At 66.9% G+C, this 16,087-nt stretch carries 12 protein-coding genes and 1 tRNA gene; 9 read left to right on the forward strand and 4 right to left on the reverse strand.

Annotated features, from left to right (window positions below):
• Positions 1-518 precede the first annotated feature (518 nt).
• Both FRANCCI3_RS21565 and proS read left to right on the forward strand, forming a co-directional pair.
• Positions 519-827, forward strand: a complete 309-nt coding sequence (locus FRANCCI3_RS21565; protein ID WP_023840709.1) for a hypothetical protein — start codon at positions 519-521, stop codon at positions 825-827.
• 162 nt (positions 828-989) lie between these two features.
• Positions 990-2,396 (forward strand): proline--tRNA ligase, encoded by a 1,407-nt coding sequence (gene proS, locus FRANCCI3_RS21570; RefSeq protein WP_011438621.1) that lies wholly within the window; start codon positions 990-992, stop codon positions 2,394-2,396.
• Positions 2,397-2,717: 321 nt separating this feature from the next.
• Here the strand turns inward: proS and pyrH are convergent, their stop codons facing one another.
• Entirely contained in the window at positions 2,718-3,521 is an 804-nt protein-coding gene (gene pyrH / locus FRANCCI3_RS21575) for a UMP kinase (RefSeq protein WP_023840711.1), read from the reverse strand.
• Between the two features lie 425 nt (positions 3,522-3,946).
• Between pyrH and FRANCCI3_RS21580 the strand changes: the two genes are divergently transcribed.
• Positions 3,947-5,263: an ABC transporter substrate-binding protein gene (locus FRANCCI3_RS21580; protein WP_011438623.1), complete on the forward strand. Its 1,317-nt coding sequence runs from the start codon at positions 3,947-3,949 to the stop codon at positions 5,261-5,263.
• Positions 5,264-5,912: 649 nt separating this feature from the next.
• On the opposite strand, the gene FRANCCI3_RS21585 is transcribed toward FRANCCI3_RS21580, so the two are convergent.
• The gene (locus FRANCCI3_RS21585) at positions 5,913-6,677 is read right to left on the reverse strand and encodes a GntR family transcriptional regulator (protein WP_011438624.1); all 765 of its coding nucleotides are present in this window, start codon (positions 6,675-6,677) and stop codon (positions 5,913-5,915) included.
• A gap of 179 nt (positions 6,678-6,856) precedes the next feature.
• Between FRANCCI3_RS21585 and FRANCCI3_RS21590 the strand changes: the two genes are divergently transcribed.
• The 6 genes from FRANCCI3_RS21590 to xerC all read left to right on the forward strand — a co-directional run bounded on the left by FRANCCI3_RS21590 (position 6,857) and on the right by xerC (position 14,976).
• Positions 6,857-7,273: a hypothetical protein gene (locus FRANCCI3_RS21590; RefSeq protein ID WP_011438625.1), complete on the forward strand. Its 417-nt coding sequence runs from the start codon at positions 6,857-6,859 to the stop codon at positions 7,271-7,273.
• 893 nt (positions 7,274-8,166) lie between these two features.
• The gene (locus tag FRANCCI3_RS27195) at positions 8,167-8,334 is read left to right on the forward strand and encodes a hypothetical protein (protein WP_157858547.1); all 168 of its coding nucleotides are present in this window, start codon (positions 8,167-8,169) and stop codon (positions 8,332-8,334) included.
• 1,387 nt (positions 8,335-9,721) lie between these two features.
• Positions 9,722-11,245, forward strand: a complete 1,524-nt coding sequence (locus tag FRANCCI3_RS21595) for an FtsK/SpoIIIE domain-containing protein (protein ID WP_148214926.1) — start codon at positions 9,722-9,724, stop codon at positions 11,243-11,245.
• Between the two features lie 777 nt (positions 11,246-12,022).
• The gene (locus tag FRANCCI3_RS21600) at positions 12,023-13,543 is read left to right on the forward strand and encodes a replication initiator (RefSeq protein WP_011438627.1); all 1,521 of its coding nucleotides are present in this window, start codon (positions 12,023-12,025) and stop codon (positions 13,541-13,543) included.
• Positions 13,544-13,573: 30 nt separating this feature from the next.
• Complete coding sequence (locus FRANCCI3_RS21605) at positions 13,574-13,756, forward strand: excisionase family DNA-binding protein (RefSeq protein ID WP_368671092.1); 183 nt, start codon at positions 13,574-13,576, stop codon at positions 13,754-13,756.
• The gene (xerC, locus tag FRANCCI3_RS21610) at positions 13,753-14,976 is read left to right on the forward strand and encodes a site-specific integrase (RefSeq protein ID WP_011438628.1); all 1,224 of its coding nucleotides are present in this window, start codon (positions 13,753-13,755) and stop codon (positions 14,974-14,976) included. The genes FRANCCI3_RS21605 and xerC overlap by 4 nt, the downstream gene beginning before the upstream one ends.
• 76 nt (positions 14,977-15,052) lie before the next feature.
• Here the strand turns inward: xerC and FRANCCI3_RS21615 are convergent.
• Together FRANCCI3_RS21615 and FRANCCI3_RS21620 are read right to left on the reverse strand one after the other, a co-directional pair.
• Positions 15,053-15,126, reverse strand: a tRNA-Pro gene (locus FRANCCI3_RS21615).
• Between the two features lie 27 nt (positions 15,127-15,153).
• A complete protein-coding gene (locus FRANCCI3_RS21620) occupies positions 15,154-16,086 on the reverse strand; it encodes a metallophosphoesterase (protein WP_011438629.1) in 933 nt (310 codons plus the stop codon).
• Position 16,087 lies beyond the last annotated feature (1 nt).

The raw sequence follows: 16,087 nt of genomic DNA on the forward strand, positions 1-16,087 counted from the left end.
CGGCGAAGCGGCCAACCCGCGCGCCGCGCTACGCAGCTGATCAGGACCTTCGTCCTCTGTTACCAGACGTCCACTCTGAGCACAGATCGCCGGTAGCCAACCCCGCGTTCTCGTGCTTTGCTGTAAAGCAACATCGATGTGGCTGACAGCATCAACGGCGTAGCCGAAGCAACGGCGTAGCCGAAGCAACGGCGTAGCCGAAGAGCACCACGACCCGTCCGTTCCACCCGACCAGTCCACCCGACCAGCGCATCCGCCTGCGCCCGCCCACCGGGAGCCGTCCCGCCCGGCGATGAAGCGCGCCACGGCCAGCCACCGCCGCGTGGCGGGACGACGATGTCCCGTCACGCGGCGGATCGGCGGGGTCCGGCAAGCCGCAGACCGCATGGCGCGGGGCCCGCGGGTACCGCCGCGTCCGGTTGGCCGGACGACCCGGGGCCGGCGCTGCGCACCCCGTGCCGGCGGCACCAACCAGACGCGGCACGACATGCGACACGACAACGGAGGACGACCAGAACATGAACACCGTCGATAACGACGATCTTCTACCAGAACCCCGTCCGGTCATCGGGGGACGGCCACGGTCACTGGCCGAGGTGGTCACCGTCAACGATGGCTTACTCGTCCAACACGAGCTGCTCCTCGCCCCGGGAGCCACCGCTGCCGACCTGACCACCGCGATGATCCTCGTCCCCCCCACGGCCGCGCTGGTCAGCCATCACGGCGACGTGGACGTCTCACTGGTATTCCAGGAGGTTTCGCGGGATGCTCGGCGCGGGGTCGACGGGCAGCCAGTCGGACGCGGCGGCGATCCGGGCCGGACCTGAACCGTCCACTCTGGCGACCGTCCCCTCAGCGACCGTCCACTCTGGCGACGGGCCGTCAGCCGAGACGACCGCGACCGGCGCGAGGCGCCCGCCGGGGCGGCGGACCCAACAGGTGCCGGTCCCCGGGGCCACGAGCCGTGGTCGAGGCAATATCGTGGCGGGGTGGCTGTACTCACCTCCCGCTCGACCGACTTTCCGCGCTGGTATCAGGACGTGCTCGCCAAGGCCGAGCTGGCCGACAACGGCCCCGTCCGCGGGACGATGGTCATCCGACCGTACGGCTACGCGATCTGGGAACGCATGCAGGCCGAGGTGGACTCCCGAATCAAGGCCGCCGGGGCCGTCAATGCCTACTTCCCCCTGTTCATCCCCGAAAGCTACCTGCGCCGGGAGGCCGAGCACGTCGAGGGCTTCAGCCCGGAGCTGGCGGTGGTCACCATCGGTGGCGGCAAGGAGCTGGAGGAGCCCGTAGTCGTCCGGCCCACCAGCGAGACCGTGATCGGCGAATACCTGGCGAAGTGGACCCAGAGCTACCGTGACCTGCCCCTGCTGCTCAACCAGTGGGCGAACGTGGTCCGGTGGGAGCTGCGTCCCCGGCTGTTCCTGCGCAGCAGCGAGTTCCTCTGGCAGGAGGGCCACACCGCGCACGCCGACGAGGCCGATGCCGCGGCCTACGCCCGTCGGATCGCGCTCGAGGTCTACCGCGACTTTATGACGCAGGTGCTGGCGGTCCCGGTGTTCGTCGGAGTGAAGACGCGCCGGGAACGGTTCGCCGGCGCGACCAACACCATGACCTGCGAGGGCATGATGGGCGACGGCAAGGCTCTGCAGATGGCGACCAGTCACGAGCTCGGCCAGAACTTCGCCCGTGCCTTCGACATCGACTTCCTCGGCGCCGACGGAGCCCGGCATCTGGCGTGGACGACGTCGTGGGGCTGCTCGACCCGGATGGTCGGCGGGCTGATCATGGCACATGGCGACGACAACGGCCTGCGTGTCCCGCCCCGGTTGGCGCCGACGCAGGTCGTGGTCCTGCCGGTGCGCGACGAGGAGACCGTCGTCGCGAAGGCCCGCCAGATCGCCGCCGCCCTGACCGACGCCGGTCTTCGGGTGCAGGTCGACGCCCGTCCCGGGTTGTCCTTCGGCCGGCGGGTCACCGACGCGGAGATCAAGGGCATCCCGGTACGGGTTGAGGTGGGTCCGCGGGACCTGGCCGCGGGCAACGTCACCCTGGTGCGCCGGGACACCTCCGAGAAGGTGCCGGTGCCGCTGGCCGAGGTCGCCACGCGGGTGCCGGTGCTGCTGGGCGAGGTGCAGGCCGACCTGTACGCCGAGGCGCTGGCCCTACGCGAGAGCCGGACGACGGACGTCGCCACCGTTGCCGAGGCCGCCCGGGCCGCCCAGGCCGGCTTCGCCCGGATCCCCTGGCGCCTTGTCGGCGAGGAGGGCGAGGCCGAGCTCGCCGAGGAGGCGCTCACCGTGCGGTGCATCCAGACACCGGACGGCGGGATCCCCGAGGCCGGCAGCGACGCCGACGACCTCGTCTGCCTGATCGCCCGCTCCTACTGACGTCCAAGATCCCTGGCGTGGTAGCCGTCCGGGGCAGAGACGATCAGCCGCGCAGACGGGGACCGGTCGGCGGCGACCGTGGAAACCCAGGTCGGTCGTATCTTCACGAACGTATCTTCACGAAGCTTGAATGATGGGACCGGGTTAGGGGTCGTCGTCTTCGTCCACGAAACGTGGCGTAATGCGTACCGCGGTGAGTCCGCCGCCGCGCGGACAAACCGCGCCCGTCCTTCGAGAAGCGGGTTCGATCTCCCTCGACGTGCCCCTCAGAGGCAGATCGGGACCGACGTCGAGATCGATTGTATGGCCGGCGCCTCGGGATCAGGCCGTCGATTCGGCGGGGCTGGCCAGCACCTCGTTCCCGAACTCTTCGGACTTCTCCGGCGAGGAGGAGATAACCGTCCCCCGGTGCTCACCACGGCAGATCGCCGTCATCGCGCCCCGCTGTTCGATATCGAAGATATGCAGCGGCATACCGAAGTCACGGGCCAGGATGAAGGCCGACTGATCCATCACCCGGAGCCCGCGGCTGATCACCTCGTCATAACTGAGGTGCGAGAAGAGCCTGGCCCCTGGATTGATCTTCGGATCGCTGTCGTAGACGCCGTCCACGCCGTCCTTGGCGGCCAGCACCGCGTCGGCATTGAGCTCCAGCGCCCGCTGCACCGCCGGGTAGTCGGTGGTGAGGAAGGGCTGGCCATTGCCGCAGGCGAGGATGACCGTCGCCCCCTTCTCCAGCAGGTGCACCGCCCGCAGCCGGATGTAGGGCTCGGCCACCGCTGGAACGGGCACCGCCGTCATCACCCGCAGATTGTCCTCACCCAGCGCGGTGAGCTTCCCCCGGAGCAGCAGACTGTTGATGACCGTACTCAGCATGCCGATATTGTCGGCTTCGACCCGGTCAATACCCCACCGGTCCGACTGGTTACCACGGAAGAGGTTCCCGCCGCCGACGACGATCGCCACCTCCACGCCGGACTGGCGGACCGCGATGATTTCTCGGGCGAGGTGCTCCAGCGCGTTGGAATCGAAGCCGAATTCGGCGGAACCGGCGATCGCGCGACCGCTCAGTTTGACGACCACTCGGCGGTATCTCGTCACTGTCTCCCGCTTCCCCTTTTCCATGGTGCGATCTTAACGTAGGCGGGCAATGATCGATCATGAGCCCATGACCCCTCGGGTACACGGTAGAGCACCCGGCTCCCGGGCACGTCGCACGACGGGCGCGCCCGAGAGATTCCGCCGACGGCGGACCGTACCCGCAGCACCTTTCGCCGGCCGGGCACCGACGACCGCCGTCGCGATCCACCGTTATCCGACTCCGGGCAGCCGGAGGTCGGGCCCGGCGGTGCGTGGACGCCGGCGGCGGGGACCAGGCGGCGGGGACGAGGCGGCGGCGATGGATCAGCATCCCGCGCCCGGCCGGCACCATCAACATCGCCCAAGGACTACGCCGCCACTCCCGCCGACCCGAACGACCGCTCCACGCGATCACGAATCTGGATTACCGACAGACAACTTTGCCGGAGCCCGGCAGGAGAATACTGGATATGCTCGAGCCGAGGCCGTCGACGGTGAGTGGCGCGACGGATCCGATACCGCAGAGGAGCACTGTTGCGATGTTCTTACCCGGAAGGCCGTCGTTATTACGGTCGACTGCACTGATCTCTATCCTGATTAGCCTGATCGGACTGGTTGCGTGCACCGCTTCGGAGGATTCCACCGGACGCACCGGAACAGCTGCCTGCGCCACACCGGGCATAACTGAGACCGAGATCAAGGCCGGCGTTCTTTTCCCTGACACCGGGCCGTTCGCGCACAGTATGCGCGCGTTCCGGGCCGGAATCGATGCACGTTTCGGCGAAGCCAACGCCGCAGGCGGCGTCAACGGGCGGAAGATTGTCTACAGCTGGCGGGATGATGTCTCCGACCCCCAGTTGAACCTCGCCGCGGCCCGCGAGCTCGTCCAGAAGGAAGAGGTCTTCGGCATCATAGAAGGACTGGGTGCGGTCTCCGGCTCAGCCCAGTACCTCGCGGATCTGAACGTGCCGATCGTCGGACTGGGAGCCGAACCCGTCTGGGCCGCGCACGAGAACATGGTCTCGTGGCATCACTATACAGTCCCGGCCGGGTCGTCCACCGTCTGGGGGGATTTCATTCGCGGTGAGGGGGGAACCCGGAGCGCCATGGTCGACGTAGCGTTGAACGCTGCCGTGCACGACTATCATCGGCAGCTCGTTGACAGCCTGCAAGCGGCCGGTGTCAGCGTGGACATAAACTTCGAGGTGACCGCGGAGACGACCAGCTTCGAGGCGTTGGCCAGGCAAATGAAGGCGGCTAACATCGACACCCTTACCGGCGTCATCACCCCGGACGTCCTCACTCAGATCCTCCCCGCGGCCCGTGCCGCCGGCGTGAACCTCAAGACGGTGCTCCTCTCGCTCGGCTACGATCGGGCCCTGCTGACCGATCTCGGCCCGGCCCTGGCCGGCACCAACATCTACATCAGCTTCGTCCCGTTCGAGCTGAACACCCCCGCGCATCAGCGGCTGCTCGCCGCGATGACCCGCTACTCTCCGCAGACCCAGCCGCCGGAGCAGGAAAGCGCGGTCTTCGGTTGGTTGTCCGCCGATCTGTTCCTGCACGGCCTGCAAGCCGCCGGCGCCTGCCCGACCCACCAGTCGTTCCTACAGGGTCTGCACTCCGTGCACGACTACGACGGCACTGGCCTGCTCCCCAAGCCGGTTGATCTCGCGAAAAACCGCGGCCAACTCGGCAACTGCTATTATTTCATGCGCATCAGCGGCGACGGCAGTCATTTCGTACCGCTGCAGTCCACGGCCCGTTGCGGTAATTTGATCAACTGAACAATGCGCCTTCCGTGGGGAGCCTTTCGGCCTTCGCCTCGATCAGACCGCCGAATCCTAGCCGCGCAACGCGGCAGGGCGGCGATCGACCGAAGACGGCAGGCCGATCGGTGCCCTGCCAGCGCCCGGCTGCCGGCTCGGTGCCCGCGGCCGAGGAAGATACGCGGGTAAGGGAGAGCGGCCGTGGGGTGGACGGGCAACCGGGTAGGACGTTCAGGAACGGCCGACCCCCTGGGCGGCAAAAACCCCGCCTCCCTGCTGGGGAGACGGGGCTGCAACGCGTCATCTGGTCGGGGTGGCGGGATTCGAACCCACGACCTCTTCGTCCCGAACTACCCGCATACGGGTCATAAGCGGGTGAATAGGGCATCGCCTCGCTGGTCGTGGCCAGCCTGAGGTGATCGCGGTCGGTCGGGTTGCTGTACTTCCGTGCTGTACTCCGGTGGTCTCGTTCCTGGGCGGCCTGCGACGCTCCGACACGCCGAATGGGGCGGCGGCCGACGCGCCATGGGGTGCCGACCGGAGGGAGGCGGGGCCCCATGCCGCGCGGCGGGATCGCCGGGGGCCCTGTTCGGCGTGGCGTGCGCGGCGCGAGGCTCTGCGGGGGGCGAAGCCCCCCGCCTTGAACAAGTAAAGAAAGTTGGCACGCCTACCCGTCGAAGTCGTAGCGGAGCACGTAGCGGTCAGCGGCAAGGGTCATGTGGGTGATCTCGACTACGTGGTCCGCATGGTCGTAGGCGAGTCGCTCGATCCTGATGACGGGGCTGCCCTCGCCTAGGCGGAGTAGGCGGGCCACTTCGGGGTTGGGCATGCTGGCCGTGAGGGTCTCGGTGAACCTGACCGGTCCGCGTCCAAGATCGGCAAGGCGGGCGTGGACTCCGCCGGGACCGGTGTCCTTCTGCTCGATAGCGGTGCCCTTGACCAGCGCGTAGTTGTAGATGGAGATCGCAAGCTGTACGGGCTCGCCGTCGGCGTACATCGTGCGGTCACGAGTCAGGACGTCGTCTTCGGGTGCGATATGGAAGAGGTCGCCTGCTGGCTGCCCTGCGGTCTCGATCGCGATCTCGACTTCGACGTGGGGGGTGTATCCGGTGTTCAGCGTGTCACCGGTGAAAGCGCTCCGGTTGGCGTCGCGGGCTGCGCGGGATAGACGGCTTGGGGCAGTTCGTTCGATGCGTCGGCGGCGCTTCACGTAGATGCCCTTGCCGTGCTCCGGAGCAACTAGTCCTTCCGACCGGAGAACGGCGATCGCCTGGCGCACCGTGACTCGGGACGTGTCGTATCGCTCGGCCAGGTCGCGTTCAGATGGGAGTTTGGCACCTTCCGCTAGGCGTCCTGCGTCGATGTCGTAGCGAAGCTCGTCCGCGATCTGCTGATAGGCGGGTCGGTCGCTGGTTCTGTCGATGGGTGCCATCCGGTGTCACCCTCCCTCCGCTAGTTGACCTGCGGTGACGTGACTCGATCGTGCGCCCCTCACCGTAACTGGTATCTACCACCGATCGGGACACGGCTAACTGGTTGACATGTCTTAACCACTCCTGCTACAGTGTTCCTACTGGTTAAGACATGTTGTCCACAGGAGGGTTCTCGATCATGGCTGTGCCGATGAGGATTCCCGTGAGCTTCGGGGATGTGTTCCCGCACGGGGCGTTTGTGCTGGGCGTGGAGGCTGACCGTGACTTCGATGCGGTGAAGGCGGGTCTGTCCGATCCACAGGTGCGGGACAAGGAGACAGGACTGAAGGTGTGGCTGGTGCGGGTGCTGGACGCGGCGCCGGATCTGCGGGCCGGTCAGGCTGAGGTGAAGGTGAAGCTTGCGGCTGAGGTGCAGCCGGTCCCACCGGACACGCTCGCGGGTACGCCGTTTCGTCCGGTGGAGTTCGACGGGCTGACGGTCACCGCGTATGTAGACCAGTCGCGGAAGACGCCCCGGGTGGGTTACAGCCTGCGTGCTCGGGGGATGCGCGCCCCGATGGTGGCGAGCGCGCGGTCCGGGAAGGCGGCGGCGTAGCCATGCCGTTCAATTCTTGGAGGGTTAATTCCGAGGTTATGAATCCGGGTGGACAGAATACATCCCGGTCGGAGATGCGCCGTGACGCGATCGCTGATTGGAGCTCGGATGATGCTCCGGCTGTTCTGCGGGACATGAGCGCCGATGATCTGGTTGCGGTTGAGCGGGTAGCGCGGCGGCGTGGCGACCGTGCGGGGGATTGTGGGGATTACGCTCTTGAGGAGTGGTACGACGATATTGCCACTGATGTCAGGGCTGAGCGGCGGCGTCGCGGTCTCTGACGTTCTCGTTCTGGGCGCGTGCTCTGATCTGCCCGTTCCTACGCGCGCCTGAGCTGTTCTGCATTTCTCGCGACAGAAAGGTGTATTTCGCATGCGTCCGAATAAGAGTTTCCCTTCCGGTGGCTGTCCGGTGAGAGGCTGACATGGCCACATGCGGGCAGTGCAACGGAACTCGGACTCAGCCGGACGGCCGGTGGTGCCGTAGTTGTGTCGGTCTCTTGGCCCGGCTCGTGCAAACCTCTCCCCATGATATGGCGGTCGCGCTGAGAGATCAGCAGAAGGTACGTGAGAGAAATCGGCAGAACCGCGATCGCCGTGCTGCTCGCCGTGCTGAGGATCGTGCGGCACGGACTCTCACTCCGGGTGGCACCACTGCCCGCGCATCGATGCCGAAATGCGAAAGGTGCGGACGGGAACAGCCTCTCACGGTCAAACGCGGCAAAGCCGTGTGCATCGGCGGATGCGACTGATGGGCTGGCTTCTTCGCTGGATTGCGGCGGAGTTCACCTGGGATGCGGCTTGCGGTGAGCCTGTTAACGGGCCGGTGGGCGGCCCGTTAATGCAACGGCGCCGCATGCCTCGGCGGTGACCTGCAACGAAAGGAGTAGCCCCATGGCTAAGAAGAAGTCCGGTGGCAACAACCGGGTCGGATCCGGGAATATCCCTGTCGTCTCCAACGGCGGGAACTGCGCCCACTGCGGTGAGCACACCACCGCACACGCCGACGGCGTGTGGCTGCACGAGGAATGCGTCGCTCCTTATCTGAACTCTCGTAGGTAGATCCAACTGATCATTCGTATTTCCGGCGTCCCGGCGGAACTGGAGTGGCGTCGGCAGGCTCGTTTTATTCTTCATTTCGATGGCCTACTTTAGGCCGGGTTTTCTGTAACTCCTGCGATAGGAAGGTGTATTTCGCATGCATTCGAATAGGGATATTCAGCGGGCGGCGGCGTTGGCCCGGTCGAATCGGGCTCGCGCGGACGCGGACGCGCGTCGTCGGAAGGGCTGCGCTGAGGCGGGGGTCCGTGTCGCTCGGGATGTGGAGCATGCGGCGTGGTCTGAGTACCGGCGTCTTTCCTAGCTGGTACGGGTCGACGTACCCGGGGTGCGGGTCTGAGTTTGCCCGCTCCTCCCGCACCCCGGGTATGTCTGTTGTCCATCTCCCTGCGACAGGAATGGGACACTCTCATGTCTACCACACGATCGCTTCGTGGAACCCTGTCCGTGGACGACTTGTGCCGGGCGGAGGATCGGGCGTGGCTCGTGTACGCGGCTGCCCGTGATCGTGCGGCTGAGGCGTTCGATGAGTATCAGCGTCTGGCTGCTGCCGCGCACGCCCGGTACGCGGACTATGAGGCGGCTTACGATGCCTGCCGGTCCGCTCTTAACGCTGATTCCTAGCCGACTATCCGGCTGTTGCAACCGGCCGGTGCGCTGGTTGCTTTCGGAAGGGTGCATGTCCGATGGCTTCTCGTACCTGTTCTTCTTGCCACCGTATGTTCATCTGCCCGTGTGGGCCGATGATGGCGTGTCGGCATTCTCGTTGCCCGTCGTGCGCGGTGCCGGCTCGTCGGGTGCAGCGTCCTGTCTATCGGAAGGGTTCCCGGTGATGACCGAGTTGTATTCCTACACGTGTGAGGTGTGCGGGCTGAGCTCGCGGCCGACTCGTTCTCGGGCGGACATGCGCGGGCAGAAGGAAACGCATGATCGGGTGGCGCATGGCCATGTCACCCGGAATGGAAGCGTGCGTGCCGCGCGCCGTGAGCGGGGTGGTAGCTGATGGCCCGGCGGTCTCGTCGGCAGTCGTCTGATCAGATGCCGTTACCGTTCGGTGGGGAGGTTCCGCCGGTTCCGCCGGTTCCTGGGCCGTTCTCGATTCCGCTGGTGCGTGCCCGGGAAGCGGCTGACCCTATCCCGCTTGAGCCGCGTCGGCGTCGACGTCGGGGCTGATGCCGCTTTTGGATTGGGGAACGGGTAGGTATTTCCCTCGCGGTGATGTGGGGGATCCGGAGCCGTGTGTGCTGTGCCGGCGTCCGGCTCTGTGCCGTTCTCCGGATGGTGTCGCTGTTCACAAGGTGTGCTGGGAGGGAGGTGGATCATGAGGGTACGGCTCGGGGACTTGTCGCGGTCCGTTCCGGTGAACCGGGACACGCGTAGGCATCCGCTGGTGCGTCCGGGTGATACGGCCGGGCGGGTTGGTCTGCGTCTGGTGGGCCGGGTGGGGGTCACGGTCGCCCGGGTGATCGCCCGTTTCCCTCGTACGTCGTTCAGTCTGTTTGCCGCGCTGCTGCTGGTCGATCGGGTGGGCTGGGTGCTGCCCGCGCTGGCGCTGGCGGTGCTGACCGTGGCCGCGCTGGTCTGGCGGCTGGCCTGCCCGTCTAGCTACGCCCGATGGTTGGGGCGTCCGCTGCGCTCGTGGTGGGCGCGTTGGGTTCGCTACGCTCCGCGCTGGCGGGGGCTCATGACCCGTCACGACCTGGCCGTGGTGGATGGGGATGTGCTGGTCTGGCCTGGTCTGCGGAAAGTCCGATCAAGCGACTACCGTGATGCGCTGCTGGTCAAGCTGCGCGCTGGCCAGAAACCGGATCATCTGGCGGATGCCTCCGAGTCGCTGGCGCACGCGCTGGGAAGTCAGGCCGTGCGGGTACGGACCCACAGGCCGGGTTACGTGTGGTTGGACGTGACCCGCCGGGATCCGTTCACCCGGCCGATGTCGAGGTTGCCGGTTCCTGCCTCGGCTGGCGCGGTGGACCTGACCGCGTTGCCGATTGGCCGGCGGGAGGACGGCGCGCTGTGGCTGCTGCGTCTGCTCGGCACGCACGTGTTCGTCGCGGGTGCGACCGGTGCGGGGAAGGGGTCGGTCATCTGGTCGACCCTGCTCCGGCTGGGTCCGGCTATCGCTGCCGGTCTGGTGCAGGTGTGGGCGATCGACCCGAAGGGCGGGATGGAACTGTTCCCGGGGCGTGCGCTGTTCACCCGCTACGAGGACAGTCACCTGGGCGCGATGGTTCAGCTTCTGGAGGATGCGGCGGAGTTCACCCGGGATCGTGCTGCCCGGTTGAAAGGCGTGACCCGCCGGTTGACTCCGACGGTGGACATGCCGTTTGTGCTGGTCCTCGTCGACGAATTCGCGTTCATCACAGCGTATGTGACAGACAAGAAACTCCAGGGACGGGCGGATAACGCGGTGCAGATCCTCGCTTCTCAGGGACGGGCTCCGGGTGTGGGTCTGATGGTCGCGTTGCAAGATCCATCCAAGGAGGTGGTTCCTTACCGGAATCTGTTCCCGAGCCGCATCGCGATGCGGCTCGATGAACCGCAGCAGGTCGATATGGTCCTCGGGGACAAGATGCGTACCCGGGGCGCCTACTGTGACCTGATCCCGGAAAGCCTTCCCGGGGTCGGCTACGTCAAACTGGAAGGCACTCGAGACCCGTTTCGGGTCCGCGCGGAATACATCGACGATGATGTGATCGACGGGCTTGCCCGTGACTACCCGGCTCCGGCTGGCATGCCGGTCCCGCTACTCGGTCAACACACCGAATCCGGCCTTGACATTGCAGCCGACATTCCCACCCCCGCCCGTCTGGGCGACGGGGAGCTATCCCCGGAATGGGCGGTGTTTTCCGCTGACTATCAGCGTCGCCATGCCACCAACGGAACCTCGGGTATCCCAATGGGGCTCGATTAGGAAGGGAACCACCATGCCTCGCCGTAACATCAACTCCGGGAACACCTACCGGCAGTGCCGTGCCTGCATGGGTGAGCGTCCACGGAACTGCTCGTCCTGCCATGGTCTCGGCACCACCCTGGCTGTCCGGCGCCACCGGACCCGATGAGAGGACCCTCGGCCGCGCTCACAGCGATACGCCGGTGGCCTCCAACCCCCTCCATTGCGCGCTGGCCGTGGCGCTGGGCGAGAGATGACACGATCCGGGGTGGACTCGACGTCGTTGCCACTGGAACACACGGCGGACGGCGGACGGTACGCCACGGACATGCCAGAGATCGTTTTTTACGGCGACTGAGCGGCGCGCGACGCTCCGTGTGGGTATGCGGTCGGGCGGGGCTCCCCCTCCGACCTGACCGCGCCACCCCGGGGACCACGCCGAACGGTTGTTCGCCTGTTGTGTGCATCCTGGAACGCTCGGGGTGCCCTGCCCGTTGCGGTGGGTGAGGCTCGGCAACTCCTCACGTCCGTACCTGGTGCGGCGCCCCTCATGCGCGGCGGCTGACGCTCTATCTCGCCACTACACGCGCGGGCATTCCTAGCCGATGGGCCTTTGCCTTCCCCTACCATTTTTTTCTCCGTTCCGGGCGCTTTTAGAAACTGTCGAATGGTGGTTCTGTCAAGGGCGTTCACGTAGTGCCCTTGACAGGTTCTCCATTCGATAGACAATGCCGCGCCCCCGGAATGGGGAAATGAGGTGTGGCGCCGCTGCGGCCGTCCGTGAAAGGAGAGTCTCGGATGACAGTCCCTGTGCTGGATTCGGAGTTCCTGCGCGCGGCGATGCCTCGCGCTGCGGACGGCTCCCTGTCCGGGTTTCTCGCGCAACTCGACCGGGTGTCCGGCTGCGCGCACCCTGTCCGCCTGTTCGGCCACATCGACCATGTGGATACGGCTACCGGTGAGGTGCGCCGCGTGCTGGACACGGCGGACATGCCGGACGGGCTGCTCCTCGTGCCCTGCGGGAACCGGCGGGCCTCGGTGTGCCCGTCCTGCTCCTACTTGTACGCGGGTGACGCCTGGCAGATCGTCCACTCCGGTCTGACCGGTGGCCATGATGTTCCCGCGACGGTGGCGGAGCATCCGGGGCTGTTCGTCACGGTGACCGCACCCTCGTTCGGCCCGGTGCATTCCCGCCGGGCGAACCACGGTCCCGCTCAGGTCTGCAACCGGCGCCAAGGACGATGCCCGCATGGCCGTGCGCGCGGCTGCGGCTTCGTCCACGGCGAGGATGACTGGCGGCTCGGCACCCCGCTGTGCCCGGACTGCCACGACGACGGCGCGCTGATCGTCTGGAACCGCACCTCGGGCAGGCTATGGAAGCGCACCGTGGACGCGACCTACCGGCGCATGGCCACCGTCACGGGCATGACCGAACGGGGCTTGCGGCGTGCGGTCCGCATCTCCTACGTCAAGGTCGGGGAAGCCCAACGGCGCGGCGCGGTCCACTTCCATGCCCTGCTGCGCCTGGACGCGGGCAGCGACTCGGACGTCTGGCAGGCTCCTCCCGCCTGGGCAACCGGGGACCTGCTGGCGTCCTGCTGGCGCTGGGCGGTCACCCACACCGAGGAACCCTGCCCGGACCCGCACGCCTATGACCTTCCCTCCGAAGCGGACGCGCTCGCCACCCTGGCGGCTGCGGGCCTGCTCGCCTCCGCGGACATCCCCCCACCTGCGCCACGCCCGGCACCCATGCGGGCGGCTCGCTGGGGTGAGCAGCATGATGTGAAAAAGGTGTTGGTGGACGGCGGGGACCTGACCCCGCAAGCGGTCGGGAACTACCTCGCCAAGTACATCACCAAGTCCGTCGTGGACTCCGGCCTCCTCGACCGGCGTATCCGCGACGCTGACGACTTGGAGGCACGCCTTCCGTTCCTGGGAGAGTTCCACGCCCGGCTGGTCCATACCGCGTGGCGTCTCGGTCCGCACCCGGAGTTTCAGGATCTACGGCTGCGCCAATGGGCGCACCAACTCGGCTTCAACGGCCATTGGCTCACCAAATCACGCGGCTACTCCACCACCTTCGCGGCACGCCGGACGGCCCGGCGTACCTGGCGGCGCACCCACGTGAACGGCGAGGAACGCCCGGCCCTCGACGCCTTCGGCCGACCCGACGACACCGACGAAACAGTGATCATCCCCACCTGGCGGTACCACTCCTCCGGCTACACCAACAACGGCGACCGATGGCTCGCATCCATGGCCGCAGACCAAGCCCGGTCACGGAGAGAGGTTACCCGTGATCATCGTTCGGCGGCGTGAGAGGAGGGGATCGGAGTGCGTGATGGTGAGATTTCCGTGGCATGGTACACGGTCCGTCAGGTGGCGGACATGCTCGGGTTCGGGCTGAGCAAGACAAAAATGCTGGTCAAGACGGGTGAGCTGCGTTCTCTGAAGGATGGAGGGCATCGGCGCATCCTCCCCGAGTGGGTGGATGAATACGTGGCGCGTCGGGTGGAGGAGGCCGCTGTATGAACGAGTCGAAACAAAAGCGGACTCGCGCGAACGGTGAGGGATCGATTTACCCGTACCGGAATGGCTTCGCCGCGTACGTGTGGGTGACCACACCTGATGGGAAGTCACGGCGGAAGTACGTGTACGGGCAGACCAGGGAGATCGTTCACGAAAAGTGGATCAAACTACACTCGACGGCTCGACAGGGACCCATGCCGACACGATCGGTGACGGTGGCGGTATTCGTTGCTCGGTGGCTGAGTGAGGTGGTGGAGCCGAACCTTGCTCCGCTGACGTACTCGACATACGAGACGCTGGCGAGGCTGTACATCGTTCCGGGTCTGGGTGCCAAGCGGCTCGACCGGCTGACGGTCCGGGACGTACAGAAGTGGGTCAACGGGCTTCAGCGGGCCTGCCAGTGCTGCGCACAGGGCAAGGATGCTCGGCGGCCGGAGAGGCGGCGTCGGTGCTGTGCGCTCGGCCGGTGCTGTGGGCAGACCATCTCCGCCCGGACACTGAAGGACGTTCGGGGCGTGCTGCGGTCCGCGTTGACGCACGCTGGTCGCGAGGAGTTGGTGTCCAAGAACGTTGCCGGCCTGGTCAAGGTTCCGAAGGTCAGGGCGCGACGTCGGAAGGCGTGGACCACGGATGAGGCGCGGATCTTTCTGGAGTCGGCCCGTGGTGATCGGTACTACGCCGCGTACGTCCTGATCGTCGTTCTCGGCTTCCGTAAGGGGGAGGCGCTGGGGCTGCCGGACGTGACCGATGACGGGCCGGAGGAGTTGGCGGTGGAGTGGCAGCTTCAACGGGTCCGGGGGCAGCTTCTGCATCGAGAGACGAAGACGGCGGGATCGGACGCCACGCTGCCCCTGCCGCAGATCTGCCGTACGGCGATCGCTGAGAGGCGGAGGCTGCGGGCGGAGGATCGGAAGGCTGCGGGGGCTGCCTGGCAAGAGTCAGGACTGTTCACCACGGGACGCTTCGGCACCGCGGTGGAGCCTCGGACGTTCGACCGGGCGTTCGCTCTGCGGGTACAGAAGGCGGGGGTGCCTCGGATCACAGTGCACGACGCCCGGCGGACCTGTGCGTCGCTGCTGGTGGATCTCGACGTGCACCCACGGGTGATCATGCGCATCCTGCGGCACGCGAACATCGACGTGACGATGGAGATCTACGCGCAAGCGTCGTCCACGGCCACGCGGGAGGCGTTGAACCGGCTAGGCGAAAGTCTTGATCGGTAGGGCCGTTGCTGTACTTCGCTGCTGTACACGCGTCAGGGGTATGATCCAAACTTGCGGATCATGACCCTGACCTGGGTCGGGGTGGCGGGATTCGAACCCACGACCTCTTCGTCCCGAACGAAGCGCGCTACCAAGCTGCGCCACACCCCGCGACCGAGATGAAGCATACCCGACGGCTCAGTGGTCCGACGGGGTGGGGTCGCCGGCCGGCACCAGGGTGAGCAGGGTCGCCTCCGGCCGGCAGCCGAGGCGCAGCGGCGCGAACGGGGACGTGCCCAGCCCGGACGACACGTGCAGCCAGGACGACCGCCCGTCGACCTCGTGACGGGACAGCCCGCGAACCCGGGCCCGGTCCAGCCCGCAGTTGGTCACGAGCGCCCCGACCCGGGGCAGCCGGATCTGACCCCCGTGCGTGTGCCCCGAAAGGGTGAGCCCCACCCCGTCCGCTGTGAACGCGTCGAGGACCCGCGGTTCCGGGGTGTGCGACAGTCCCAACGCGAGCTCAACGCCGGGCTCCGGGGGGCCGGTCACGACCGCGAGCTGGTCGCGGCGCAGCCGGGCGTCGTCCACGCCACGCAGGTCGATCCGGCGACCGCCGACCTCGATGACCGCCCGCACGTTGGTCAGCTCGGTCCACCCGCTGGCGGCGGCGAGACCACCGGCGAAAGCCGCCCAGTCCAGCGGAGCGCCCCTGGGATGGGCCTCGTCGCCCCGCCGGAGGTAGCGGTGCGGGCTCTTCAGGGTCGGGACGAAGTAGTCGTTGTTCCCCGGTACGAAGACCCCGGGAAACGAGTAGAGCGGCTCCAGCGCGGCGAGCAGGGGATCCCGGGCATCGGCCGCAGACAGCACGTCACCGGTCAGGGCGACCAGGTCGGGGACGAGCCGGGCCAGGTCCCCCAACCAGGCGAGCTTGCCGTACTGACGGGGGGTGACGTGCAGGTCGGAGATGTGCAGCACGCGCAGGGGGCGCGCGCCGGCCAACAGCACCGGGATCCGCACCCTCCGCAGGGTGTACGCCGTGCGCTCGTACAACCCGCCGTAGGCCGACACGAGCGCCCCCACCGCCGCGACACCCACGAGAGTCCTCGCCGCTGTGTGACGTGCGTTCATC

Source organism: Frankia casuarinae (genome assembly GCF_000013345.1).
Taxonomy (GTDB): Bacteria; Actinomycetota; Actinomycetes; order Frankiales; family Frankiaceae; genus Frankia; species Frankia casuarinae.

Bases quoted from the DNA above. Each gene is read 5' to 3' on its own strand.
- FRANCCI3_RS21565 (WP_023840709.1), top strand. From the start codon at position 519: ATGAACACCGTCGATAACGACGATCTTCTACCAGAACCCCGTCCGGTC.
- pyrH (WP_023840711.1), bottom strand. From the start codon at position 3,521: ATGGAAAAGGGGAAGCGGGAGACAGTGACGAGATACCGCCGAGTGGTC.
- FRANCCI3_RS21580 (WP_011438623.1), top strand. From the start codon at position 3,947: ATGCTCGAGCCGAGGCCGTCGACGGTGAGTGGCGCGACGGATCCGATA.
- FRANCCI3_RS21585 (WP_011438624.1), bottom strand. From the start codon at position 6,677: ATGGCACCCATCGACAGAACCAGCGACCGACCCGCCTATCAGCAGATC.
- FRANCCI3_RS21590 (WP_011438625.1), top strand. From the start codon at position 6,857: ATGGCTGTGCCGATGAGGATTCCCGTGAGCTTCGGGGATGTGTTCCCG.
- FRANCCI3_RS27195 (WP_157858547.1), top strand. From the start codon at position 8,167: ATGGCTAAGAAGAAGTCCGGTGGCAACAACCGGGTCGGATCCGGGAAT.
- FRANCCI3_RS21600 (WP_011438627.1), top strand. From the start codon at position 12,023: ATGACAGTCCCTGTGCTGGATTCGGAGTTCCTGCGCGCGGCGATGCCT.
- xerC (WP_011438628.1), top strand. From the start codon at position 13,753: ATGAACGAGTCGAAACAAAAGCGGACTCGCGCGAACGGTGAGGGATCG.
- FRANCCI3_RS21620 (WP_011438629.1), bottom strand. From the start codon at position 16,086: ATGAACGCACGTCACACAGCGGCGAGGACTCTCGTGGGTGTCGCGGCG.